The sequence below is a fragment of the Rhodococcus sp. P4_B6 genome (genome assembly GCF_056402215.1).
This window is the reverse complement of record NZ_JBFUHV010000070.1, coordinates 1-24,753: the sequence shown is the minus strand read 5'-3', so window position 1 is coordinate 24,753 and position 24,753 is coordinate 1. Positions and strand designations below refer to the sequence as shown.

Genomic DNA, 24,753 nt, shown 5'->3' with positions numbered 1-24,753 from the left:
GGACGCGACCGTATGCTCGCGAGGTACCCGATTCGATGGAGGTTCGATGGCGACTCAGAGCGTGGCGACCGCACTGCACATCCTCGAAGCCGTTGCGCGACTTCAACCCGTCGGACTGAGCGAACTCACCCGCGAGACCGCCGTCTCGAAGGCCACGGTGCAGCGCTGCCTCGCCACCCTGCGCGACGAACACTGGCTCCGCCAGACCACCGACTCAGGACAGTGGGTACTGACCACCAAAGCCTTCGTCATCGGCGCCCAGGTCCCCGATGCGCAGCGCATACGGGAGATGGCGCTGCGCACCCTCAGCGACCTCCAGGACTACACCAAAGAGAACGTGCACCTCATGGTCCCCGAAGGCCGCACCATGGTGCTCATCGAACGCCTCGACAGCGCTCACCCGGTTCGCGTCTTCCGCCCGATCGGCGGCGCGCGGCCCATGCACGCAACAGCCAACGGCATCGCATACCTTGCCTACCAACCCCCCGCCGTCGCCGAGGAATACATCGCCGCAGGCCTTGAACCCGTCACCGAACACACCACCACCGACCCCGACACGTTCATCGCACTCCTCGAACAAGTACGGCGCCAGGGCTACGCAATCAACGAACAAGGCCTCGAAGACGGAACCACCGCCGTCGCCGCACCAATCCTCGGCCCCGACCAACGATCAATCGCCGCATTCTCGATCTCCGCCCCCAGCATCCGCCTGACCCCCGACCTCTACCCCGACTACGGCCAACGCGCACTCCACGCGAGCAAAGAAATCAGCCACGGCACCGGACCACTCGAAGCGGGACGCACATAACCCACGAACACCACCGCCACATCGAAGACCTCCCCATCCCCATCACAAGCCCAAACACACCTCGCATCAGGGAACGGCAACAGGCCGGGCAACCAATACGAAAAGGTCCAAGGCTCAACAGCAACCCCATATCGAGCACCCGAACGGGCGAGCCCATCCACACCCACCGGCTCGCCGAGCGCCGCCGGGGAAGCCGGGCACCGCACCACCGCGAAACCCGTCAGCTCCCGCGACCTCACCCAGCACATCGCCGAACAATCCGCCGACAGGATGCCCACGCATCCGCAACCGACCGTGCAGCAGTGCCGGCAACGAGAAACGCCGCGGCGTAGCCGGCGCAACGGACGATCATCGACTACGCCCCAGATGCACCACCCCACCAGGACCAGCCCCCACCCACGGGCTCACACTCCCCCACGACGACATCAAAGTCGACACATCCCCTACCCGACGCGCCGGCTCCACCAACGCCACCGCTGTCTCCCTGTGGTGACATCGCCGTCTGATCAGACCATCACGGCCGACCAGCGCCACCGCCCGCGCCCACTATTGGACAAGGCCCGACCACCGATTACGGCAGGTGGGGTCACTCCCACCTGCCACGGCAGCACTGCCGACTACCCCGACATCACATTGAAGTCGTCGAGGAGCGAAGCGATCACCGAATCCCGTGCCCACCCGTCGACATCGAGTGATGCCGAGCGCACCACCGTCAGTGCCGGTGCTGTTCGCCCGCCGATCAGCATCAGCGCGGGTTCGTTTCGTCCGCCCGCCACCCGCGCGAACAGCACATCCGATCGACGCCACCGCACCCACCGTATTCAAACAGGCACGCAGGATGCCCAGCACTGGCACCACCACCAATTCCCGGATCACCCACAGCCGCAGGCATTTACGATCGCCCGGCTTCGACAGCCACACTCAGCCGATCCCCGGCACAGCCCACAGGGCGGCTCCGACATCCCACGAGAGCCATTCCGGTCCGAGCGGCTTGCCGCACCAGCACAACGTGAACGATCACGACCAGAAAACTCCGGAACCGGCACGCCGGCCCGGTTCCGGTCCCTTCGCGGTACACACCCGCCGCCCGAGCTATCCGGGCTGTGTCTCGGTCATCTCCGCATACGAGTCGAACAATGCCGGCCACCCCTCCTGCGGAGCCAACGTCGAAGGATCGAGCCGGCCCTGCACCACCGCGAGCCGAACCCCGAGGTGCTCGGCTCCCGCGACGGCCAGCCACCCCGCACACGCCTCCTCGGCGCCCTCGGGCGACTTGTGGCAGGCGAACATCGCACCCCCGACCTCCACCTCGCGGCCGGGACTACCGGACGTGGCGGCGAGCGCGTCAAACCTCTCGCGGCCGAACCTTCCGGGCGCCACGTCGCGACCGCCACGGGCACTCCGCGCACGGGCGGCGCCGATGCGGTAACCCACCGCGGGTCTCACATCCGTCACCCATCCGACGACGCCACCCCGTCGACTGCCTCAGCCGCCTCGGCCGCGTCCGCCGCCGCATTCAGAACCTCCGCCAACCGGCGCGCGAACGCCGGAGTGAGCTGACCGAGAGCCCCCTCCTGAGTGTAGATGCCGACATACGCCGGGACGGTGCTCATTCCCCGCTGATCCCGCACCTGCCGCGTATACGCCGACACGTCGATGTTCCCGTCACGCAGAATCCAATACGACCGGTTACCGACCCGTCCCGTGGGTTCGTTCACGTTCACTGAAGTTCCTTATCTTGGAGAATGGGCGACATAGTCCTGCGCTTCCTGAGATCACGACGGACAAGCGTGCAGCCTTCTACTCGGTCGACGGCCAACCCCCCTCATGTCCCCACCGCTGAATGGTGTTCGTAGACATCCCCGTCACCCCAGCCACCTCGCGCACCGAACCACCCGCAAGCAGACCCGCCACCACAGCAGCCCGCAACTCCACCTCAGCAGCACCACGCGATTCCAACGCCACGAGAATCCGCTCCCGCTCGGCATCCGGAATCACACCACGCCGCTGAGCCGTCATGCCTTCGGAAGATGAATCACGGTAGCCGGCAGGGCGATCCCCTCCGAGAACTGCGGATCCCCCTGTCCCTGCGTCGCTTCGACCCAGAACAGCAACTCAGTCGAGTCGTCTTCCTGTCGCTCCCACACGCCGCCCTGCTCAGACAGAATCACAGCACCGTTGGGCAGAGTGTCGAGTTCTTCGGCCGAGGCAATGGTGCGGGGTTTGCGATACCCGGCGTCGAGGAACGCGTCGGCGATGTCAGACAGGTTCGCACCGTCGAGCGCTTCCAGCAGATCAGCGATTTCGTCGCGGTCAACGCTCACATCAGGCTCCACCCGCCAAGTGTATCAATCATCGCTACACATTGCCCCTGCGACGCGGCAGACACACCCCATCGCCGACGAAGACTGCGGAAGATGCGGTCCGCCCGTCGCAACGCCCGCCCGTGCGGCGTCACCACCACTACGACTCCCCTGCCTGCCCGCGTTCACCATCGAGGGAAATCGGCTTTCAGCCCTCCGGGCGTTGCGAGGGCGTCGAATCGAACGCATCGAACGCCCGGGACGCCTTCCTCGACTCCCTCACGTAGCGAAGCTGAAAGATCGCCAGAACAAGCGTCCCCACCGCGAAGACGATCGCCAGAAGCCACCACCACCCGCCGAACACGACGAGAAGCCCCACACAGACGCAGGCCGCGCCGAGGAACGCCCACTGCACACGCAGCACCTTCCGAGCCTTCGCACTGGCACGCGCCATCTCGGAAAGATAGAAGTCCTTGTTGAGCTTATTGATGTCAATCCCTCCGTTCGCAATCGGTCCGGTGGTGCCGGACGTGTTCACGACCGGCGTGGACAAAGTGACCGTCACCCATCGCTACCGCCCTCGTCGAGCGCCGACTACAAGCGTAGCGACCGTGGCCGACATCATGCGGTGCCGACGCGCCTGGCAGGGCCGTCAGCGGCCATGCGCCGCGGCGGGCGCGGGGCGCCTCGACCACCGATGGAGCACCCAGGTACCGCCAACACAGGGTGAACACGACCTCAGCGCGGCCGAGCTCTGAGCGCGCAGCCACGCCGGGCCGCGATCTGTATGTACCGCGAGGCTAGTCGACGTATCTCAAGGCGAAACGCGATGCCGACGAGAGGCACTGGCTCGCGGCATTGTGCACTGACAGCAGCGCTTCGACCGAACACCCAGTCAAATACAGTGCGTTACCGACCGGGTATGGGCTCGCGTATGTGGGCTCGAACCAGCGCTCCCAATCGCGCGGCCGGCATCGTCAGTCCCTCGATCCTTTGCTGCCGATCGATCATCGCCACCAGGACATACAACGCCCGTGCAGCGTCCCCGCGTGTTCCGCTCTGCGCAGCATCGAGCTTCCATCCTGTCAGTCGCGCCTTGTGCTCGTGCACGATCGCCATGAGCGAGCAGAGATCGCCGACATCCTTTGCCGCGGAACGACTGTGCCACGCAAGAGCCTTCAGAACGACTACGGCCTCGAGGTCGGGAATCAGCGCATCGAAGGCCAGCGTGTCTCCCCGGTGCAGGCGCGCGTGGACCGACACCTCGACCGGCGGGGCGGCCAACGCCAGACTCAGCCCCGGAAGGGCATCGAAACCATGTTCCCCGACGTACACGGTGTCCATGCGCCGACCGGTCGTCAGCGGCACCAGGAGATCTACGACCAGGGGTGTGTCGTCGCCGGACGGGGCCTGATAGTGATTGCTCTTCACCCGCCGACGCGCGCGAGAAGGTTCGAATGCAGGTCCGCGCCACCAGCGACGACGGCGTCCATGCCCGCATCCGCGTCCGCCGTCACCCGCGCCACCGCCGCCTCGGTGGGATACACGTGGCTGAGAATGTGCACCATGTGACCGCCGATGATGCGGTAGTCCTGCCCGCAGGCGGCGGCAGCGAGATCCGCCAGCGCCCGCAATCCCAGGTCCGCCGCGTTGGAGGCGGCATCGATCCGAACGACGACGTCAGCCACGCCAGGCTCCGTCCAGGATCGCTTCGCGCAGGTGCTCGGCGGCCTCCGCCGCGTCCGGGCCCGGGCTGGCGAGCACATCGTGTAACGCGATGATCGGATCGACCCGCGCCGGGGGCACTGCGTCGACCGCGGTCGGATCGACACGCGCCGTCGGTTGTGCCGCCGCGGCCGCGGTGCGCCACAGGGTCCGGTCCGCCGGCACCGTGACCACCAGTGTGTACTCCGCATCGGCGGCCGGGGTGAAACCGGCCGGCGTGAAGTCCAACAACTCACTGCTGTACAGCCCGGCCATCGCCGGTAACCGCCACGGCGCGTACACATCCGCGGCCACATCACCGGTCAGCACACACCCCACATTGCTTTCAGCGCACCAGGTTGCGGCCGCCTCCGCCTGCCGCACCGCAGGATCGAGTCCGTACCAGTACGTCGACACACCCCCGGGACCCGGATACTCCGCGAGCAACCCATCGAGCGCGTCGGCACGCTGCCCGATCACCCACCCACGGTCGGTGCGCGTCGCGAACCGATGACCCCGCAACACATGCGAGACCGACTGCTGCGTAACCTGCAAAACCGCGGCCAGCTCGACCTGCGTCAACGGCTGCTCGGCCAACAACAGCAACCGTTCAACCGCCCACCGCGTCCACGGCCGACGACCACGCCGCAAAGGCCCCTCCCCAGACCCGGCCTCGGTCGACGCCGCCGCGGTGTGGTCGACACCCCAGATGATCACACGCCCCTCCTCGACCGCCACCAAATCCACCACCCCCTCCGCCGCGAGGTCCCGCAAATACGACGTCGCGCGCGGCATGACAAGCAGAAACCGGTCCTCGCGATTCCCATCACGCAGCCCCTCGACAATGCTCGGGGTCGGCGGCCTCCCAAACACCTTGACCCTCACCGCCACCGTCCCCCCACCAGGCAAAACCAGATCCAGATCAGTCGGCCCACCCGAGACGACCCGAACCTCGGCACGACGCAACAACAGCAACGCACCCGACAACAAACGATCCGCCCGATCCACACCCACCACCTTTGCCCACCCCGCTAAGCTGCGAATACAAACTAAAATACCATCGAGTACTTAAGTTTGTACAAAGCGATACCCGCATCCTGCATATGCGCACACCCCAGCCATCCACCACGAATCAACGCCGGCCCCTCTGCCGGTACCCATACCCACTCCTTCGCGCAGCCCTCAGCCGCGGCGCCTGAACTCGTCCCCTGCGGCCGGCGTCGAATGCACCACCGCCCTGACCATGACAGGAGCCGTCGGCAACTACACAGCCCCCATAACTGTGACGTAAACCCGGATACCAGCCCGCGCAACGCCTCCACGACGCTTCCAGATCCAGAAGTGCATGGCCCGAGCCCCTCCGCCGCAGGAACACTCTCGACCGGTCAACCACGCGAAGCGGAAACTCGATGCGGGACAACCGCTAACGTGAGCACACGTTTACGCACGTCCCCTTGACCAAGGAGCCCGACATGGCCCTGCCGATTCCCTCCGGACGGCGTACCGGCGCCGCTCTCGTGCTGGCCGCTGCAACGGTTCTGATCGGCGCAGCTCCCGCCGGCGCCGACCCCGCCACCCCGCCGATTCCTCGCGGCTCCCTCGTGTTCGTCCACGACGTGCTCGGTCCGCAGGACGCCGGCTTCTGGAACCCCGACGTCCGCGGAACCCGCGTTCTGACTCCCGTCGAGCCCGGGGTGAGCGTGGTGTGCACCAGCGGCTTCGAACCGGTCCCCGGGTGCTCGACACTCGACATGCGCGACTGGTCCTCGCCGCAGCGCTCTCTCGTCTTCGTCGACGTACCCGTGATCGGGCGGCCACCACTGCGCGTGTGGATGGACATCCTCCCCCGCCTGGATGAGGGCGCCCTGGGACAACTGACCGAACACCTCTTCCCTCGTTGACACCGGGCCCTCTCAGGTGCCTGCGAAACACCACCCACGGTCGGTGGGCTACGAGAAGCCCCGTGAGCCAACCGATCGCCGCTCCAACGAGAGCGAATGCGATGATCAGAGAGAGCCGCGGGTAGCCGCCAGCGGGCAACTGGCGGCTCATGGCCGTGGATATCGCGCGGCAGCTGCTCCCCGGCCGGTGGAGCCCGCCGCGAGGGGTGCGTGTCGGCTTCCTCGGCGCGACCAGATTCACAGGCGAACAGTCTCCGAGGTTGTGGGTGGACACCTCATTTCTGGAGACGCTTCGCCGCCGGCAACAATCGTTGATACGCCGGCCCGAGCATCCTGGTCACCACATCGACCACCCGAGCATCCGGGCCCACCAATACCCGCGCCTTGCCCCGTTCCACGCCCTGCAGGATCACCCGTGCCGCCTTGCCGGGATCCGTTCTGGCGATATGTTCCTCGAACGACCGTGCAACCGCGTCACCATCGACGCCCACCGCATGACCGGCCGTGCGAGCGATCGAGGTGCGGATGCCGCCGGGAACGACACACGTCACCTTCACCGGGTGGCCACCGACCTGCATCTCTTGGCGCAGCGACTCCGTGAACCCACGCACCGCGAACTTCGCAGCGTTGTACGCCGAATACCCCGGCGCAGCCATGAGACCGAACGCCGACGACGTGTTCACCACATGCCCACGATCGGACCGCATCACATACGGTAAGAATGCCTTCGTTCCATGCACCACTCCCCAGAAATCGACCGACATCACCCGCTCGATATCCGCGAACTCCGAATCCACGACATCACCCGCGAACAGGATCCCGGCGTTGTTGAACACCGCATCGACCCGGCCGAACCTGTCCCCGACCTCCGCAGCGTGCTCCAGCACCGCGTCCCTGTCCGACACATCCACTCCGGCGGCGAAAACCGAACCCGACACTGCACCACACAGATCCACCGTGTCCTTCACCGCCGAACCGTCCAGATCCGAGAGAGCCAACCGCGCTCCCGCCCGAGCGAGCTGCACGGCAAGCTCACGACCGATCCCGGCGCCGGCACCCGTCACCGCGACGACACGACCCCCGAAGTAACTCACCCAACTTCCCCTCCCGCTCATGGGTCCAGATAGCAATCCCCACGATCGACACCAGAAGATAAGTATGGGGAAGGCTGTGCATGCACATCCTCCGACGTCGGTCCCGGACCGTTGCGCTCGACCCCGAAGCACAATGTGACCATATGCGATTCGCAAACTCAGGCCTCACCATGCTCGCGAGCCGATCTCACCTCGCCTCTAGCCAGTGCGCCGGCAAGTGTTGACCACCGCATCGACGGACCAGGACGCGTCGAACGGTCTCGGCAGCGAAAGACAACGGTTCGCCCCTGCGGTACSGGACAGGTTCGTGTCGATGGCTGTGCGGGTGCGTCACAATGCGGGTCCCTCTCGTGGCGGCTCGAGCGCGACGGAGGCAGCGTGGCAGTGTCGAGCGCGAGAATGACGCGGCCCGCGTCGAGTCGATCCACCGCTGCATACCATTCGGCCAGCGGTGCGGCGAGGCGAGCATGCAGGTCGAAATGACGGCGCCGCCGAGAGAGGTCCCCTCTGCGTTGCCGCAGCAGCTGCTGTGGATCGGGGATCGACAACAGCACCACATCCGCGAATCCGAGACGAGGCAGAGTGAACATTTGCCGGACTGCCGTCAGTTCGTGCTCGAATCGCGTGATCGGTGCCACGCCTACCGCGGCCAGGCACCCCGAATGATCATGACCGCAGGGCGTTGACGGCCCTGTGCTGCTCCAGCCACCGCGGGGACACTTGTCAGAGGACACGGTTCAGGTGGGCGTGCAGGTGTTCGTCGATGAGAACACCGTCGCCGCAGCATCATGGTGGCCGCCGTCATCGCCGATCCGCGGTCTCTGGCGCATGCATGGAAGGTTCTCAACTAACTGCGATTGAAATGGGGCAGAGCGCCTGCATTTCAAATCCGAACGCGATTCCCGCAGGCGGGCAATCTGTTCCGCGCTGGTGAAGTTCGATATGCGGGTGCATCTCTACAACGCCGCAACCCTCACCCGAAAAGGGGCGACCACGCTGTGGTGTGCACGAAAGGAGCTCGTCGTCCGGCACATGGCCCATCGGCACCGGGCGGAAATCGTCGCCGGACTTTTTCGTCTGGGACACAGCAAAGCCGGAACGCCGAGGGGAGGGTGTGCATCGCACACCCTCCCCTCGGCGTAATACTTCCTCGCGGTTGTCAGTCGAGGTAGACGAGTGTTCGCCCCTGCGTTTCCCCGTCGAGGATGTTGTCGAGTGCTCCCGACAGCTCTTTCAGGGTGATCTCCGAGGTGCCGAGGACGTCGAGGTTGCCCGGGCGCAGGTCCGTGCCGAGTTGCTGCCACACGGTCCGACGCAGTCCGATCGGGCACTGAACGGAGTCGATTCCGATCAGACTGACCCCGCGCAAGATGAAGGGAAAGACCGTGGTCGGAAGCTTGACCCCGCCGGTGTTTCCTGACGCAGCGACGCTGGCGTCGTACTTGAGGCTGCTCAGTACGTAGGCCAAGGTGTTGCCACCGACGCAATCGATCGCCCCGGCCCATCGTTCGCGTTGCAGAGGCTTGTCGATCACCGACGTTTCGGCGCGGGTGAGTACCTCGGTGGCGCCGAGTTTGGTCAGCCAGGCCGCGCCGTCCTCCTTGCCCGTCGAGGCCGCGACCTCGTAGCCCTTTGCGGCGAGAATGTTCACCGCGACGCTACCGACGCCGCCGGTGGCACCGGTGACGAGGACCGGTCCGTTGCCGGGTTGCAGACCCTGCACTTCGAGCGCGCGGACACTGAGCGCTGCAGTGAAGCCGGCGGTTCCCAGGCTCATCGCCTGGCGTGCCGTGAGGTCTTCGGGTAGGGGCACGATCCAGTCCGCCGGTACGCGGGCGAACTGACTGTAGCCACCACTGTGCGCCACGCCGAGGTCGTATCCGTGCACGATGACCTCGGTACCGATGTCGAGGCCCGACGATCCTGGATCCACCACCGTGCCAGCAAGATCGATTCCGGGAATCAACGTGTCGAGGCGCGCGACCTTGCCGTTCGCCGAACTGGCGAGGCCGTCCTTGTAGTTCACGCTCGACCAGGCGACTCGGATGACCACGTCGCCCGCCCCGAGGTCGTCGAGGCGCAGGTCGCGAACCTCTCTGGTGGTGTGACCGTCGGCGTGATGAACGACGAATGCACGGAATGAGTCAGTAACTGCCATGAGATCTCCTGTAGTTCTGGGGATTACTGGCAGTCTCACAGCGGCCGACGGGTTCGGGAATGAACAGATCGTCCGGGGCTTCGCTCATCTGGGGACACATTGTCAGTGGTGGAGCTCACCTGTCAGCTCGCACAGTGATCCCATGCTTCTGGACAGACTTTTGCGGCCTCAATCGATCGCGGTGGTGGGCGCCTCCCCTCGCTCGTTCATCGGCAGTGTCGCATTGCGGAACTGCCTCGAACTGGGGTACACCGGGGCGCTCATTCCCGTGGCGCAGAACCACAGTGAGGTCGCCGGACTTGCAGGCGTGCCGTCGCTGAGCGCGATGGACAAGACCCCGGACCTCGCGGTCGTGCAGGTTCGCACCGACCGGATCCTTCCCATCGTTCGGGAAGGCCTCGAGGTCGGCGTCTGCGGATTCGTCATCCCCGGAGCCGGCTACACCGACTCCGGCGCCGATGCCCTCGCCGTCTCCGACGGGTTGGCCGCGCTGCGTCGTGAGTACGAATTCGAGGTGGTGGGTCCCAATTGCATGGGCGTTCTCGACCTCGTCACCCGGGCGGCACCCTATGTCGGAACGGTCACCTCGGACGTTCGTCGTGGCACTGTCGCGGTGGTGGCACAAAGTGGCGCGATCATCGAAGCATTCGTCAATGCCGGCGGCCGGGTGCCGTTGTCGACCGCGGTGTCGTCGGGCAGTGAGGCAGTGACCGGGTTGGCCGACTACCTCGACTTCTTCACCGAAGACGTCCATACGTCATCGGTCCTCGCGTTCATCGAAACACTCACCGACGCCACACGAACCCTTGCCGCTGCCCGCCGGCTGAGTGAGGCGGGCAAAACTCTCGCCGTCTGCATCGTCGGGCATTCGGACACCGCCACCGAAGGCGTGACTGCGCACTCGGGGAAGCTGGCGGCAGGGGCTCGGCTCACGACCGCGGCGTTCCGTCAGGCGGGTGCGTTGATTGCCGACGACCTCGACGAACTCATGGCCTTCGGTGAGCTGCTCGGGGCCGACCGCGGTCGGCCTCGGGGACGCCGCACCCACGTGGTGACGAACTCCGGGGGCGAGGGCAATCTCATCGCCGACATCGCGGATACGGTAGGACTGCAGTTGCCGCTGATGAGCTCGGCCGCAGTGAAAGCGCTGCGGGAACGGTGGCCATTTCTCGGGGTCCGCAACCCACTCGACCCCTGGGGCGCTGACGACTACACGAACATCTACCCCACCGCGATCCACCACGCCGCGCGGGAACCCGGTGACATCTTGCTGGTCGCGATGGACCAACACCGCGCGTCCGGTCCGCATGAACGTGAGCTCGGGCTCGCTCTGGCTCAGTACCTGCACGACACCGACTCCGGGCAGGGAAAGTTTCCGGTACTGCTGAGCCCGGTCAGCGACGAGATCGATCCGGTGTTGGTCGAGTACTGCCGTAAGGCGGCGATTCCGCTGATGCGTGGGGCACGTCCGGGACTGTCCGCGTTGGCGAAACTGGCAACCGGGGTCCAGGATGTCGCGGAGAGCACCTGGCAGCGCCCCCTGGTCGTCCCCGACCTGCCCCCGGGCTTGGCGGTCACCGAGGACCAGGCCCTCGGCCTTTTCGCGTCGATGGGTGTGACGACTCCACGCCGGCTGCGCGTCGACAACCCCGCTGAGGCCGCCACCGCCGCCCGCGTCTTGTCCACCCCGATCGTCCTGAAGGGAATCGCCCCGAACATCACCCACAAAACAGAGCGCGGTTTGGTCACGATCAGCCCGGTCGATGTCGAGCAGGCCGCAGCCGAGATGATCGCAAAGAATCCCGATTTGAACCTCAATTTTCTGGTCGTCGAACAGATTCGGGGTGAGCTCGAGGTGATCGTCGGGTACAAGCGTGACCGTGTCTTCGGGCCCACGATCGTGGTAGGCATCGGCGGGGTGTGGACGGAGTTCCACAACGACGCCGCCGTGCACGTCGGCCCCGTTGACGAGAAGACAGCGGCCCGTCTCCTCGACGAGTCGACCGTCGGCAACATGATGGACGCCGCACGCGGAGGCGCGCTGTACCGGCACGGTGTCCTGATTGCGCTCCGCGCGGTCAGCGACCTAGCCCTCGCGCACCCGAACATCCTCAGTATCGACATCAACCCCCTCATCGTCGGCCGCGATCATGCGACCGCGGTCGACGCCGTCATCGAACGCGCGTGAGCGCATTCACCGAGAAAGGAACAATCACCATGAGCAAGAACAAGGAAATCACCTCGACACTGCGGGTGCGCATCGGACAGGAGGAGGCGCATTACGGCGGTAACCTCGTCGAGGGTGCGCGGATGCTGAAGTTGTTCGGCGACATCATCACCGAGATCGCAGTGATCACCGACGGAGACGAAGGCCTGTTCGTCGGCTACTCCTCGGTCGAGTTCCTGGCCCCGGTCTACGCCGGGGACTTCATCGAAGCCACCGGGCGTGTGGTGAAGATCGGAAACACCAGCCGCACCGTGGAGTTCGAGGCCCGAAAGATCATCGCATCGCGGTACGATCTCGCTCCCAGCGCCGCCGACGTACTCGACGAGCCGGTCGTCGTGGTCCGCGCAACGGGGACCACGGTGATCCCGAAGGAACATTCGCGGGCCCAGTAATCGGCATAGCCGGGCGGCGTCGGCGTGTCCTGTCCCACCTAAAGGTGCTGTCGCGACTCCCAGCCCATCAGGGCGGCGTGCAGCGAGGTGCACACCTCACCGGATCCGAGGTCGACCTCGAGGATCCTCTCGATGGTGGCCAGGCGTTCGTAGAACGATTGGCGTGACAGGCGCGCCGCCCGCGCGGCCTCGGTTTTGTTGGCACGGTGTTCGAGGTAGACCCGCAGCACCGCGGTGAGGTCGGTGCGATGCCGTGCATCGAACTCGAGGAGCGGGGACAGGGTGCGTTCGACGAACGCCTGGAGCCGGGGGTCGTCGGCGAATGTGTAGATCAATCCCCGCAGTCTGATGTCAGGTAGCTGGAAGTACAGCTTGTCCTCGGGGTGTGCGCGCGCAGCTGCGGCGATGTGCAGGGCCTCGGAGAAGGCGCCGCGGACGGCATCGAGTCCGGTGATCGGCTCGGCCATGCCGATCAGCGGTGGCTTCTGCGGCGACAATAGTCGCAGCTGGGTGGCCAGCCTGGTGACCGTCGCCGGTGTCTGTCCGGCCGTGTCGAGGGCGATCAGGATTCCGACGGTGCCGTTGGACAACGTGGTCAGCAAGCCGACGATGCCCGTCGCCTCGAGTGCTCGTGCCACTGTCTGCAGCCGGTCACCGGTCGCGCCGTCCCCGGGGTGTGCGAGTCCGTCGACCACGACCGCGACCAACGCTCGCTTGCCGAGAGATATACCCAGAGATGCTGCGCGTGAGTGTATTTCGCCTTCACTTCGGTACCGGCCATCGATAAGGTCGGTCAGAATCGATCGCTGGGCGTGAATTTCGATGGCGGTGCCGTCGCGTTCGAGGACACGGTTGAGGGTCAAGGCGGTGGCCGCGCGTTCGAGGATCCTCATCTCCTCGCACGTGGCCCGGTGCGCGGGCAGCATGATCAGTCTGCCGAAGACGTCGCCGTTGGCCTCGACGGAGGTGACCGCCCACTCCTCGGGTCCACAGACCGCCGTTCTCGAGCGTGATTGCGCCGCACGAGAGCGCACATCCCACCGTTGCAGCAACATATCGACGGGTTGGCCCGCCGGTTCGTAGGCCAGCACGCGGCGCATCAGGTCCTCGAAGACGACTGGTGCCCCGACCATGTGCGCGGCTTCCCGGACGATGTCGGTCACGCTCGCGCCCTCGACCGATAGTGCGGTGAAGGTGGCGTGGGCGCGTTCGGACAACTGCAGTGCCGCCATCTGCTCGTGCAGGATCTGGGTATGGACCGCCTCGGTGAGGCGGACGAACTCGACAGGCCGGTGGAGCACGATCAGTGGGAGCTGCTGGCGCGTGCAGGCGCGGATCAGGCTGGTCGGTGGGGTGGTGAAACGTCGGCCGAGCTCGATGATCAGACCACTGGCCCCGGCGGTGGCCAGAGCCGCGACGTACTCACGCAGTTCTTCTTCGGTGTCCGCGAGGGCGATACCGGTGGTCAAAATCAGTTCCCCGCCCTGCAGCATCTGCGCGATGTCCGCGAGCTCGCTCACATGGACCCACCGCACCGTGCGGTGTAAGTGCCTTTTGCCGGCAGCAACTTCGGGGCGCCCTGACTGCACGACCGGCATTTTGATGATCTGTTCAATGGTGGGCAGCACGGTCGGGGCTCCAGATGGGTGTCGGCGGCGATCGGGTTGCGGGCCCGGATCGGCCGGTTGTGTTTCTCAGCCGGGTGTACTCAGCAGGTCACGTGCCCGCAGTGCCAGCCACAGCTCGGTGATGTGCGCCGTGGCGGAGAGGTTGCGTCCGGTGATCTCCTCCACCCGACGCATTCGGTAGACCACGGTTTGGCGGTGGACTCCTGTTGCGGCGGCGGCTTGCTGCCAGGAACGGTCATGGGTGAGGAAGATGTCGAGGGTTTTCGTCAGATCACTTCCGTGTTCGGCATCGTAGCGCAACAGTTGGCCCAGGACACGGTCCACCACGACCTGCGCTTCTTCGGTATCTCGCAGGACCGACAACAAGGTGACGTCCGCGTACTTGCTGAGCCGGCTGGGAGCGTTCGCGGCGTCGCGCACCGCCCAGTTCGCTTCGCGAACCGCTGCCGCGGCCCGGGCCGGTGAGCTGAGCGGGTCGCTGATGCCGATTGCCGTATCCGGGCCCAGGCGGCGGTGCAGCACGCTGATCGCGTCTTCGGAGGCGGGAAGGAGTGCGTAGAGCAGGCTGGACCGTTTGAGTAGGAGGTTGGGAATTCGGCGCCGGTCGAGGCTGAGATGGACGTGCTGCTCCCCGGTCTCGCTTCCGCCTCGGGCGGCAACGAGGACGCAGTCGTCCGCGACGAGGTTGCGCTCGGAGAGCTGGCGGAGTGCGTCGTCCTCGTCGAGCCGGTTGTCGAGCAGATGCGCCAACAGTTCCCCACCGATCCGCCGCTCGTGTTCGCGGCGGATGCCGCGTTGGGCGAGCAGGACGGCCGCTGCGGTGGCGATGTGCTGGAGGAGCGCGATATCGGGGGCGGCGGCGCGGTGGGCGTAGGTCAGCAGCACGGTGGGCTCTTCGTCGGGAACTTCCACCACCTGCGCTCTCGTGCCTGCGACTTCGAGATGAACGACCCCGGGGAGGGCGCCGTCGCGTCGGCGCACTTCCGTCAGCAGCGCGTCTCGGAGCCCGTCGGGTATTGCATCGGTGCCGTCGAGAACCGGGCGCCCGGTTTCTGCGTCGAGGACGGCGAGCTTGCACGCGAGATCGCGGGCGAGTTGCGTGAGCGCCCCGTCTCGCGCCGGTTGGGTGACTGATCTGCGGATCATGGTGTAGACCCGTTCGGTGACCGCCATCCGACGGCCCTCGTCCGCGGTAGTGGCGTCGGCGACGGCCCTCCCGATTGCGGCAAATCCCACCGAATAGGGGGCGAAGATGACGGGGAGGGGCAGCGAGTCCGCCGCCGCGGCGGCCGCCGGGTCCAAGGGCGGTGTCGCGGGGTCGATCCCGAGCACGAGACCGCTGATTCCGTTGGCGACCAGGCCTTCGAGGAGGGCGACCTGGTCGGCCGGGGTTGATGGCAGGGTGCGGCCGTTCTTCATGAGTAGTTCGCCGCCGRTCATCCATTCCCACGGCCTGTCCAGGTCCGAGGTCTGCGCCCACGTCACCCGGTTGCCGATGCCCTCCCGGCCGGCCTGCAGCTCGAGGCGCAGGTGCGGTGTGTCCAGCAGATCGCCCACGCTCAGGCTCATGAGCATTTCTCCTACCGAGTTGGATCATCATCTAAATAAGATCGTCAAATTTATACTCTTTGAGTATTCACCCCTGGTTGTTCAGGGACCATAGTTGGGCCTCACCAGGATTTTTTGTGAGGAGCACCACCATGGAATTGGACAATCCGGAGATTGCCGTGCATCACGCCCGCTCCTCTAACCCACCCGAGAGCGAACAACTCAACCGCGGATTCAACTTCCGTTCCGCACTGTCGCTCGCCTTCGCCGACGTTTCTCCCATCGTCGCGTTGTACGCGATCTTCACCCTCGGCCTGTTCGCCGCGGGACCACAATTCTTTTGGGCGTTCCCGATCGTGCTGGTCGGTCAGCTCGCCGTCGCGGCCGTCTTCGGTGAACTGTCGTCGCGATGGCCGTACGCCGGCAGCGTCTATCAGTGGGCGCGACATGTCCGCAGCACCACCTGGGGCTGGACAGCGGCGTGGGCCTACATGTGGGGTCTGACCATCGCCCTGTCCACCCTCGCCTACGCCGCCGCCGGATTCATCATCGAGGTTTTCGGGGTCGCACATCCCAGCCGGTGGATGACCACCACGCTGGCGGTGGCGATCATCGCGATCGGTACCGCAACCAACATGATCGGCCGGCAGATTCTCAAGGTCATGATCATCGCCAGCATCATCTGCGAGGTCGTCGGATCGGTCGGTCTCGGCATCGTCCTGCTCGTGTTCTACCGGGAGAACCCCTTCTCGACGCTGTTCGAGGGGCTACCGAACGGCGGCGCTTGGGCGTCGGGACCGATGCTGCTGGCCATCGCCTACGCCGGCTTCGCGTTCGTCGGGTTCGAATCCGCCGGCTCGATCGCCGAGGAAGTCGACGACCCGGAACGCAATGTGCCCAAGGCGATCATCCTCGGCCTGCTCAGTGTGGGCCTGATCGTGATGTTCTCCAGCGCAGCACTGATTCTGGCGATTCCGAATCTGAACCAGGTGCTCGCCGAACAGTCGAGCGATCCGGTGGCATCGACCCTTCTCGCGCACCTCGGATCGGGCGTGGCCAAGCCGCTGCTGATCATGTTCGTCATCGGATTCGTCTCCAGCTTCCTTGCGGTCCAGGCGGCGGTCTCCCGGTGCATCTGGGGAGCGGCCCGCGACCGCGGACTTCCCGGATCCTCGGTACTCGGCAAACTCGCTGGGCCGGAACGGATGCCGATCAACGCGATCGGTCTGACCGCCCTCGTGGCAGCTCTACTGGTTCTGTTGGCCGGATCGAGCTTCTACAACATTCTCGTCAACTTCACCGTGATCGGCTTCTACATCGCGTTCGGCATCCCGGTCATCGGGGCCGCCCTCGCACACCTGACCGGCAAGTGGTCCCCGGGGCGATTCACTCTCGGCCGGGCGAGCGCGCCGGTGACGTACTTCGCCGCGGTGTGGATCATCTTCCAGACGATCAACGTGGTGTGGCCGCGCACCCAGCCCGGTCAGCCCTGGTACATCAACTGGAGCATGCTGATCACCGCGGTGGGGCTCGGCCTGATCGGCGCCGTGGTCTACCTCAAGGTCAAAGACCGCATCATCGGACCGGTCGGAGACCGCATCACGAGCACTACCGGAAAGGAACCGCAATGACCCGCATCGCAGTGGTCACCGGCGCTGCGTCCGGCATCGGCGCCGCCGTCGCCACCACACTGGCCGACCACGGCTGGACGGTCGCCGGCCTGGACCTCGTGCCGACCCCGCACACCAGCTATCACGTCGTCGCCGACGTCTCCGATTCCGAGAGCGTCACGCAGGCGATCAGATCGGTACAACGTGACGTCGGCCTGATCGACGCCCTGGTCACCGCCGCCGGCCACTACTCCACCGCCCCCGTCTCGGACATCACCGGCGACGCCTGGAACAGGATGCTCCGAGTACACCTGGGCGGCCTGCGCAACGCCGCCCATGCGGTGTTACCGCAGATGCTCGACCGCGGACACGGATCGATCGTCGCGATCTCGTCCGAACTCGCGATCGGGGGTGGCGACGGCGAATCTCATTACGCCGCCGCCAAGGGCGCGGTCATCGGTTTCGTGCGCAGCCTGGCCGCCGAAGTCGCACCGGCCGGAGTGCGGGTCAACTCGATCGCCCCTGGCCCCACCGACACACCGATGCTGGCACCCGATTCGCCGTGGCGGGCAATGGAATATCTCGCCACCCTTCCGGCCCGGCGGTTGTGCCGGCCCGACGAAGTGGCCCGCACCGTCCAGTTCCTCCTCGAGGAAGCCGACTTCTGCACCGGAGAAGTGTTGTCCCCCAACAGCGGAGCCGTGATCTGATGAAAACTCAGCACCAGCAGGGGCGGATAGCACTCGTCACCGGCGCCACCCAGGGCATCGGCCGCTCCATCGCGCAACGCCTCGCCGCCGATGGAGCGCGAGTCGGTGTCAACGGCCGCAGCGAGAACGCGAGCATGAAAGCCGTCGTCGAACAGATCAACGGGTTCCCCGTGCCCGCCGATATGTCGGACCCCGCCACCATCCGGTCCGCGGTGGCCGCGATAGAACGCAGCGAAGGGTCCGTCGACATCCTGGTCTGCAATGCCGCCTACATGTCCATGGGCGCACTCGGCGAACACCCCGAAGAAGACTGGTGGAAGATCGTCGAGACGAACCTCACCGGTACCTTCCACACCATTCAGGCCGTACTGCCCGGCATGCGCCGGCGCGGCCGCGGCAACATCGTCATCGTCACCTCCGAATGGGGGGTCACCGGATGGCCACGCGCCACCGCGTACGCCGCGTCGAAGTCGGGGCTGATCGCCCTCACCAAATCCCTCGGACGTGAACTCGCCCCCGAGAACATCACCGTCAACGCCGTCGCACCCGGTGTCATCGACACCCCCCAACTCGAAGTCGACGCCGCCGACGCCAACATGACCCTCGCCGACATGCACGACCAGTACGCCCACGACATCCCCGTCGGCCGCATCGGCCGACCCGACGAAATCGCGGCTGCTGTCGCACTTCTGGCGCACAAAGAGATCGGCGCCTACGTCGGCCAGACAATTCAGATCAATGGAGGAACAACCCGATGCCGAGCGTGACCAACAACTCCGCCAACACTCAGACCACCGCGCCGGTTGGGCAGGTCGATGGACTCATCGTCCCCCGCTACGCGGGTCATGCGACCTTCGCCCGGCTCCCCCGGATCGAGGACGTCCCCCGCTACGACGTCGCGGTCGTCGGTGTCCCCTTCGACACCGGGGTGACGTACCGCCCCGGTGCCCGGTTCGGCCCCGCACACATCCGCCAGTCCTCCCGCCTGCTGCGCCCCTACAACCCTGCCCTCGATGTCGAGCCGTTCGCACACCAGCAGGTCGTCGACGCCGGCGACATCGCGTTCAACCCCTTCGACATCGACACCGCCGTCGCCCAGATCGAAACCAGCGCCTACGAGCTCATCAAGGACGGTGCCACACTGGTCACCCTCGGCGGTGATCACACCATCGCGTACCCCCTGCTCAAGGCCGTCAACCGGGTGCACGGCCCGGTCGCACTCGTCCACTTCGACGCGCACCTCGATACCTGGGACACCTACTTCGAGACACCTTTGACCCATGGGACCCCGTTCCGCCGCGCCGCCGAGGACGGTCTGTTCGTCTACGGCCACAGCGCCCACGTCGGCATCCGCGGGTCCCTGTACTCACCGAACGATCTCGCATCCGATGCCGAACTCGGCTTCCAGATCGTGCACTGCCGAGAATTCACCCGCCGGCCGATCGACGACATCATCGACCAACTCCGCCAGACCATCGGTGAGACACCGCTGTACGTGTCCATCGACATCGACGTCCTCGACCCCGCGCACGCCCCCGCAACCGGAACCCCCGAGGCCGGCGGGATGACCAGCCGCGAACTGCTCGACATCGTCCGCGGCTTCGACGGACTCAACCTGGTCGGCGCCGACATCGTCGAGGTCTCCCCCGCATACGACCACGCCGAAATCACCGGGGTCGCCGCGGCCAACCTCGCATACGAGTTCACCTCCCTGCTGGCGAAGAAGTCGTGAGCACCAATGCTTCACCGGGAGCACAGAATCGTTAAGACATGACCACACCCGCCGCCTCCGTCCAGTGGCCCCACGGTAAGCAGGCCGCGGCCTGCTTCACCTTCGACGTGGACGCCGAATCAGCCCTACTCGGTGTGTCCATTCAGCACGCGGACCGCATGACCGCGATGTCCCATCAGGCCTACGGACCCCTCGTCGGCGTACCCCGCATCCTCGACCTGCTCCGCCGGCACGAGGTCACCTCGACCTTCTTCGTCCCGGGGTACACCGCCCACCGGTATCCGGATGTCGTTCGCGCGATCGCCGATGCCGGTCACGAGATCGCCCACCACGGCTACCTGCACGAATCGATGGCCGGCCTCACCGCGCAGGAAGAGGCCGCGATCCTCGATCGCGGCCTCGATGCCCTCGAGACCGTCACCGGGCACCGCCCGGTCGGGTATCGGGCCCCGATGTGGGAGTTGAACTGGCACTCCCCCGGGCTGCTCGCCGATCGTGGCTTTCTCTACGACAGCAGCCTCATGGACGCCGAGTATCCCTACGAGCTCGCAGTGACCGGAGGCCGCAGTCTCGTCGAGATCCCGATTCAGTGGGCCCTCGACGACTGGGAACAGTACTGCTACATCCCGGACTTCTCCGGTTCGGGCCTGATCGAAAGCCCACGCAAGGCCGCCGAGATCTGGGGGCTCGAGTTCGAAGGGATCCGTTCGGTCGGAGGATGCTTCATCCTCACCAACCACCCCTTCCTGTCCGGCCGGCCGTCCCGAGCCTTGGTGCTCGAGGAACTGATTCAGCACGTGAGTTCCCAGGAAGACGTCTGGCTTACGTCCATGAGCGCCATCGCCTCACACATCAGAGGACTCGAACTCACGCCACGCTCGATCGCGCGGCCCGATCCAAACGACTTCTGACACCGACACACGACGGGAATCTTGTGGACATAGCAATCATCGTCATCTATTTGGGCGCCATGCTGGCGTTCGGCTGGTGGGGCAAGCGGCGCTCCCACAACTCATCCGACTATCTGGTCGCAGGTAGACGGCTCGGCCCCGTCCTCTACACCAGCACCATGGGCGCCGTGGTCATCGGCGGAGCATCGACGGTCGGCGGCGTGGGACTCGGCTACAAATACGGAATCTCGGGAATGTGGCTCGTCGTGTCCATCTCGGTGGGCGTCCTGATACTGAGCCTGGTCTTCGCTCCCCGCATCCAGAGACTGCGCGTCTACACGGTCGCCGGAATGCTGAAACTGCGCTACGGAATCGACGGCGCCGGCGCCTCCGGGATCGTGATGGCCGCCTACACCCTGATGCTCACCGTCAGTTCCACCATCGCCTATTCGACGATCTTCTCGGTCCTGTTCGGCTTCGGACAGATCTATTCGGTCATTCTCGGCGGGGCCATCGTCGTCTGCTACTCCTCCCTCGGAGGTATGTGGGCCATCACCCTCACCGATATGGTGCAATTCGTCGTCAAGACCCTGGGCATCTTCGCCCTCATGCTGCCGATCACCTGGAACAAAGCCGGAGGATACGACGGCATCGTCGACCGACTCGGCACCCAAGCCTTCGACCTCGGGACCATCGGCGGGGCCACCATCGTTACCTACTTCGTCGTCTACACATTCGGAATCCTCATCGGACAAGACATCTGGCAGCGTGTCTTCACCGCACGCTCACCGCAAGTCGCCCAATGGGGCGGCACCGCCGCAGGCTTCTACTGCCTCCTCTACGGCGTCGCCGGTGCGCTCATCGGAACCGCCGGCGCAGCCCTGCTCCCCGGAATCGAAGCCTCCGATGACGTATATGCCGATATCGCGAACACCATCCTGCCCGTCGGCATCAGCGGACTAGTCCTCGCCGCCGCCGTCGCCGCGATGATGTCGACCGCCTCAGGGGCGCTCATCGCAACCGCGACAGTCTGCCGCCAGGACATCGCCCCACTCCTACGCTCGCTGTTCAAGACACAACCAACGCAGACCTCCGACATCGACCCGGAAGCAGACGTACGAGGAAACCGCCTGTACGTCCTCACCACCGGGATCATCGCCATCGTCCTCGCAGCAATGATCAGGGACGTCGTCGCCGCCATCACCATCGCCTACGACATCCTGGTCGGCGGACTGCTGGTTCCCATCCTCGGCGGACTGGTCTGGAAACGAGCAACCGGCACCGCCGCACTCGCCTCCATGCTTGTCGGCGCCATAGCAACGGTCGCCTCAATGCTCATCATCGGCGACATTCTCGCGACCGAACCCGTCTACTACGGCCTCGGCACCTCACTGATGACATTCATCATCGTCAGCCTCACAACCGCATCGACATCCGACGATGTCCTGCAGGAATGGACCCGCCGGACGACAGGACGCCCGAAAGAACCAAGCGAGCCGGACGAACCCGCCACCGTCTAACGCCGACAAGATGCAACCGAATACGTCTTGAGCCAACAATGTTCGGGTTCGACAGGCATCTGACCGGTCTCGCACCCAACACCCAGCTGGTCGCGACCGCTCTCCACGACCTGCGGCCGCGACCAGCTCCGTGGCGATCAGACAGCGTCGGAAGTGGGCCACTGTCCCACTCTCGTCGCCCACTCTCGTGCATATAGCGAGCTCATAGTCGTACGACATACATTCAGTGGCGACGCTCATTCGGCACCGACGCCACTCCTCCGCGTATGCGATCCGGCCCAACGCAGAAACCGCCGCCGCGTATTCGCTGTCGGTCGACACGGCGAGCAAGTCCCGCAGCCGGCTGTGCGGCTCGAAGACATGCACATTGAGCAGATCCTCGACCGGTCGCCGCTCCACCGACCTGATCGCCACCATCGGCTCCCCCGGTCCCGGCCGGTGAAACCGGGTCCGCAACCCGGCCACCACCACGGCAGCCTCCGCCGCCGACGCCGCACCGTATCGGGCCACCAGTTCATCCAAAAATGTGACTTTGAAAGCATTTTCGGGTTGATCCGTGAGGACCATCCAGGCCACCGCAGCGCCCAACACATCGACCGCACCGTCCCCCCGCGCCCGGCCTTCCAGAAAGGACCGGCCGGCGGCCGCGAGATCCTCCGGAGTCGCCGGATGCGCGATGGTGCGCTCGAACTCCACACCCGCCCGAGCGATCAACGCATCAACCGTTGCCGACGCACTCGGATCCAGGGTCACCGCCCGCTTGGGGCTGCGCCCCCGGAACACTTCCGCACGCCGCCACCACCCCGGTGGAACCCGCCACCCACCATCACTCGACGCCACCCACCACACCCCGCATCATTGAGCCCCGGCCCATCATGATCGTGCCTCACCACACCGACACGCCCCTCACCGACGCGCCCAGGCGCCGAGCGCACGCCCCACAGTCGACGCGTCTGCATGACACTGTGGGGCGGTGTGGAAGCATCCGAACCGGTCTCCGACGCACCGCCATCTACACCGAACGGCACCACCGCCGCGATCACCACCCTTCCGCTCAGGGCGTGCCCTCACCGATGCACGCGGAGCCCTCGGGTACGAAGTCGACCCGATGTCACCAAAACAATGCCAATCAGTCGGTTTTTCCTGCACGATGCACCCAGCACCACCCACCCGACGAACAGGACCACCACATGCGCACGACCGCCCGCACCACACTCCTCGCCGCCGCGGCCATCCCCCTCGCCATCGCAACCGCCGCACCGGCATCAGCGGCCGAAGCCACCGATGTCACCTACGCCTTCAGCGTCACCGGATCGACCGTGACCAACACAATCACCAACAACACCGGCGCCACCATCGGCTGCACCACCTCCCTCGCCGCCGCACCCGGCGGCGTACTCCCACCGCTCGACGACATCATGCGCAGCGGGCAGTCCCTATACCAGCAGGACGCCATACCACCCGGCACCACAACCCAATCGGTCACCGACGTCCCCGACGGCTCCTACGTCGCCCTCGCCTCCTGCGGACGCGAAGGCACCGACCCCGCCATGTGGGTCTCCAACTACCCCGGCATCGAGCAATACCTGGTCCAGTTCCCGATGACCGCCTACACCGTGCAACAAGCCTCCACCGTCGTCACCGTGCCCAGCGTCGACCCCGCACCACCCGCCGCCGCACTCGTCCCCGACCTCAGCGAACTAGGCACCCTTTTCGGCAGTTGAGCTCACCTGCCCGAGCCGGCGGACTCGGCGGGGCCCACCGAACTGTGGGTGCCGCCGCCCCGCACCGCCAGCAGATGCGACATCGATCCTCCTGCTCGGACCATGCGTCACCGTGCGCAGCGCACCCTCGACCTTGTGCCAGCGCGCGTAGGCGAAGACGCTGAGCGCCGCGGAACCCGCGAGCATTCCTATCACCAGCACCGTCTGGACCGTCGGGCCGACCAACTCGGCCCCAAAGGCTTGGAACCCTACGGCGGCCGCGAGAAGCCCTAGCGACGTCCGGATCCAGGCCAGAAACGTCCGCTCGTTCGCGAGGGTGAAACGTGGATCCGGATCTGTACCCACGCGGAAGGCTCGGGTCGCCATCTGCCCGCACGAACCTAACTCGAGAACAGACACGGCGTCAGCAGGCCGGTGAGCGCACGCCAAAGAGGCTGATCCGTGCACGCCCGGGCATCGTCCGGACCGGCACCATGATTGCGGCGTGAAGTCGAGTCAACAGTCTGCGTGTGTCTCGAGTTCCGGCAGCCGATCCGCACCCCAACTGCGGTGGATGTGCCCCACCACGCGATCGAGCTCGCCTCGGGTGACCCCAGCTACTTCGCCTGGCTCCAGTGGATCGAAGTGGAATATGTACAGCCGGGAGGCAAACTGCTCGAACGGTAGCGAAGATTCGCCGAATCTTTCGCCGTGACCTGCGGTGCTCACGACGACGCCGTCACCCCAGTCCTGTCCGCTGTCGTTGTTGGGGTTGTAGAAGTAGACGCGCATCACCTCTTGCGGATCCAAATTGACCCGCAGCAC

24 protein-coding genes and 2 pseudogenes are annotated in these 24,753 nt (G+C 65.7%); 12 read left to right on the top strand and 14 right to left on the bottom strand.

The window, feature by feature from the left end; translation table 11 throughout:
* Positions 1-46: 46 nt before the first annotated feature.
* Entirely contained in the window at positions 47-808 is a 762-nt protein-coding gene (locus AC1DWT_RS27960; RefSeq protein ID WP_477923140.1) for an IclR family transcriptional regulator, read from the top strand.
* Between the two features lie 617 nt (positions 809-1,425).
* Here the strand turns inward: AC1DWT_RS27960 and AC1DWT_RS27955 are convergent.
* From AC1DWT_RS27955 to AC1DWT_RS27920, 8 genes are all read right to left on the bottom strand, one after another.
* Positions 1,426-1,620 carry a hypothetical protein gene (locus AC1DWT_RS27955; protein WP_477923138.1) on the bottom strand — a complete coding sequence of 65 codons (195 nt, stop codon included), beginning with the start codon at positions 1,618-1,620 and terminating at the stop codon, positions 1,426-1,428.
* A gap of 280 nt (positions 1,621-1,900) precedes the next feature.
* On the bottom strand, positions 1,901-2,254 hold the full coding sequence (locus AC1DWT_RS27950) for a DUF6283 family protein (protein WP_477923137.1): 354 nt from the start codon (positions 2,252-2,254) through the stop codon (positions 1,901-1,903).
* Positions 2,255-2,259: 5 nt separating this feature from the next.
* Positions 2,260-2,532, bottom strand: a complete 273-nt coding sequence (locus AC1DWT_RS27945) for a hypothetical protein (RefSeq protein ID WP_477923135.1) — start codon at positions 2,530-2,532, stop codon at positions 2,260-2,262.
* Between the two features lie 291 nt (positions 2,533-2,823).
* Positions 2,824-3,144 carry a hypothetical protein gene (locus AC1DWT_RS27940; RefSeq protein WP_477923133.1) on the bottom strand — a complete coding sequence of 107 codons (321 nt, stop codon included), beginning with the start codon at positions 3,142-3,144 and terminating at the stop codon, positions 2,824-2,826.
* A 175-nt stretch (positions 3,145-3,319) separates the two neighbouring features.
* Positions 3,320-3,649: a hypothetical protein gene (locus tag AC1DWT_RS27935; RefSeq protein WP_477923131.1), complete on the bottom strand. Its 330-nt coding sequence runs from the start codon at positions 3,647-3,649 to the stop codon at positions 3,320-3,322.
* A gap of 371 nt (positions 3,650-4,020) precedes the next feature.
* Entirely contained in the window at positions 4,021-4,542 is a 522-nt protein-coding gene (locus AC1DWT_RS27930; RefSeq protein ID WP_477923129.1) for a hypothetical protein, read from the bottom strand.
* A complete protein-coding gene (locus tag AC1DWT_RS27925; protein ID WP_477923127.1) occupies positions 4,539-4,799 on the bottom strand; it encodes a hypothetical protein in 261 nt (86 codons plus the stop codon). Before AC1DWT_RS27925 ends, AC1DWT_RS27930 begins: the two co-directional genes overlap by 4 nt.
* Positions 4,792-5,823 (bottom strand): hypothetical protein, encoded by a 1,032-nt coding sequence (locus AC1DWT_RS27920; RefSeq protein WP_477923125.1) that lies wholly within the window; start codon positions 5,821-5,823, stop codon positions 4,792-4,794. Before AC1DWT_RS27920 ends, AC1DWT_RS27925 begins: the two co-directional genes overlap by 8 nt.
* A gap of 464 nt (positions 5,824-6,287) precedes the next feature.
* Between AC1DWT_RS27920 and AC1DWT_RS27915 the strand changes: the two genes are divergently transcribed.
* Entirely contained in the window at positions 6,288-6,716 is a 429-nt protein-coding gene (locus tag AC1DWT_RS27915; RefSeq protein WP_477923123.1) for a hypothetical protein, read from the top strand.
* A gap of 275 nt (positions 6,717-6,991) precedes the next feature.
* Here the strand turns inward: AC1DWT_RS27915 and AC1DWT_RS27910 are convergent, their stop codons facing one another.
* Both AC1DWT_RS27910 and AC1DWT_RS27905 read right to left on the bottom strand, forming a co-directional pair.
* Positions 6,992-7,810, bottom strand: a complete 819-nt coding sequence (locus AC1DWT_RS27910) for an SDR family NAD(P)-dependent oxidoreductase (protein WP_477923121.1) — start codon at positions 7,808-7,810, stop codon at positions 6,992-6,994.
* 1,159 nt (positions 7,811-8,969) lie between these two features.
* On the bottom strand, positions 8,970-9,968 hold the full coding sequence (locus tag AC1DWT_RS27905; RefSeq protein ID WP_477923119.1) for an oxidoreductase: 999 nt from the start codon (positions 9,966-9,968) through the stop codon (positions 8,970-8,972).
* A gap of 142 nt (positions 9,969-10,110) precedes the next feature.
* Between AC1DWT_RS27905 and AC1DWT_RS27900 the strand changes: the two genes are divergently transcribed.
* Both AC1DWT_RS27900 and kal read left to right on the top strand, forming a co-directional pair.
* Positions 10,111-12,156: an acetate--CoA ligase family protein gene (locus tag AC1DWT_RS27900; RefSeq protein ID WP_477923117.1), complete on the top strand. Its 2,046-nt coding sequence runs from the start codon at positions 10,111-10,113 to the stop codon at positions 12,154-12,156.
* Between the two features lie 29 nt (positions 12,157-12,185).
* Positions 12,186-12,587 (top strand): 3-aminobutyryl-CoA ammonia lyase, encoded by a 402-nt coding sequence (gene kal, locus AC1DWT_RS27895; RefSeq protein WP_477923115.1) that lies wholly within the window; start codon positions 12,186-12,188, stop codon positions 12,585-12,587.
* Between the two features lie 38 nt (positions 12,588-12,625).
* Here the strand turns inward: kal and AC1DWT_RS27890 are convergent, their stop codons facing one another.
* Together AC1DWT_RS27890 and AC1DWT_RS27885 are read right to left on the bottom strand one after the other, a co-directional pair.
* A complete protein-coding gene (locus tag AC1DWT_RS27890; protein ID WP_477923166.1) occupies positions 12,626-14,185 on the bottom strand; it encodes a PucR family transcriptional regulator in 1,560 nt (519 codons plus the stop codon).
* 96 nt (positions 14,186-14,281) lie between these two features.
* Entirely contained in the window at positions 14,282-15,784 is a 1,503-nt protein-coding gene (locus AC1DWT_RS27885) for a helix-turn-helix domain-containing protein (protein ID WP_477923113.1), read from the bottom strand.
* A gap of 131 nt (positions 15,785-15,915) precedes the next feature.
* Here AC1DWT_RS27885 and AC1DWT_RS27880 point away from each other — a divergent pair, with 131 nt between their 5' ends.
* The 8 genes from AC1DWT_RS27880 (at position 15,916) to AC1DWT_RS27845 (ending at position 23,949) form a co-directional block, all read left to right on the top strand.
* Positions 15,916-17,394, top strand: a complete 1,479-nt coding sequence (locus tag AC1DWT_RS27880; RefSeq protein ID WP_477923111.1) for an APC family permease — start codon at positions 15,916-15,918, stop codon at positions 17,392-17,394.
* Positions 17,391-18,083: an SDR family NAD(P)-dependent oxidoreductase gene (locus tag AC1DWT_RS27875; protein WP_477923109.1), complete on the top strand. Its 693-nt coding sequence runs from the start codon at positions 17,391-17,393 to the stop codon at positions 18,081-18,083. Before AC1DWT_RS27880 ends, AC1DWT_RS27875 begins: the two co-directional genes overlap by 4 nt.
* A complete protein-coding gene (locus AC1DWT_RS27870) occupies positions 18,083-18,850 on the top strand; it encodes an SDR family NAD(P)-dependent oxidoreductase (protein ID WP_477923107.1) in 768 nt (255 codons plus the stop codon). The genes AC1DWT_RS27875 and AC1DWT_RS27870 overlap by 1 nt, the downstream gene beginning before the upstream one ends.
* Positions 18,838-19,815: an agmatinase gene (gene speB, locus AC1DWT_RS27865; RefSeq protein WP_477923105.1), complete on the top strand. Its 978-nt coding sequence runs from the start codon at positions 18,838-18,840 to the stop codon at positions 19,813-19,815. The genes AC1DWT_RS27870 and speB overlap by 13 nt, the downstream gene beginning before the upstream one ends.
* Before the next feature lie 38 nt (positions 19,816-19,853).
* Positions 19,854-20,726 carry a polysaccharide deacetylase family protein gene (locus AC1DWT_RS27860; RefSeq protein WP_477923104.1) on the top strand — a complete coding sequence of 291 codons (873 nt, stop codon included), beginning with the start codon at positions 19,854-19,856 and terminating at the stop codon, positions 20,724-20,726.
* A 23-nt stretch (positions 20,727-20,749) separates the two neighbouring features.
* Complete coding sequence (locus tag AC1DWT_RS27855; protein ID WP_477923102.1) at positions 20,750-22,225, top strand: sodium:solute symporter family protein; 1,476 nt, start codon at positions 20,750-20,752, stop codon at positions 22,223-22,225.
* Positions 22,226-22,451: 226 nt separating this feature from the next.
* The gene (locus AC1DWT_RS27850; protein WP_477923100.1) at positions 22,452-22,667 is read left to right on the top strand and encodes a hypothetical protein; all 216 of its coding nucleotides are present in this window, start codon (positions 22,452-22,454) and stop codon (positions 22,665-22,667) included.
* A 748-nt stretch (positions 22,668-23,415) separates the two neighbouring features.
* A complete protein-coding gene (locus AC1DWT_RS27845; RefSeq protein WP_477923097.1) occupies positions 23,416-23,949 on the top strand; it encodes a hypothetical protein in 534 nt (177 codons plus the stop codon).
* 186 nt (positions 23,950-24,135) lie between these two features.
* On the opposite strand, the pseudogene AC1DWT_RS27840 reads toward AC1DWT_RS27845, so the two are convergent.
* Together AC1DWT_RS27840 and AC1DWT_RS27835 are read right to left on the bottom strand one after the other, a co-directional pair.
* Positions 24,136-24,315: pseudogene (locus tag AC1DWT_RS27840) on the bottom strand (YidH family protein); the annotation flags it as partial.
* 129 nt (positions 24,316-24,444) lie between these two features.
* Positions 24,445-24,753: pseudogene (locus tag AC1DWT_RS27835) on the bottom strand (hypothetical protein); the annotation flags it as partial.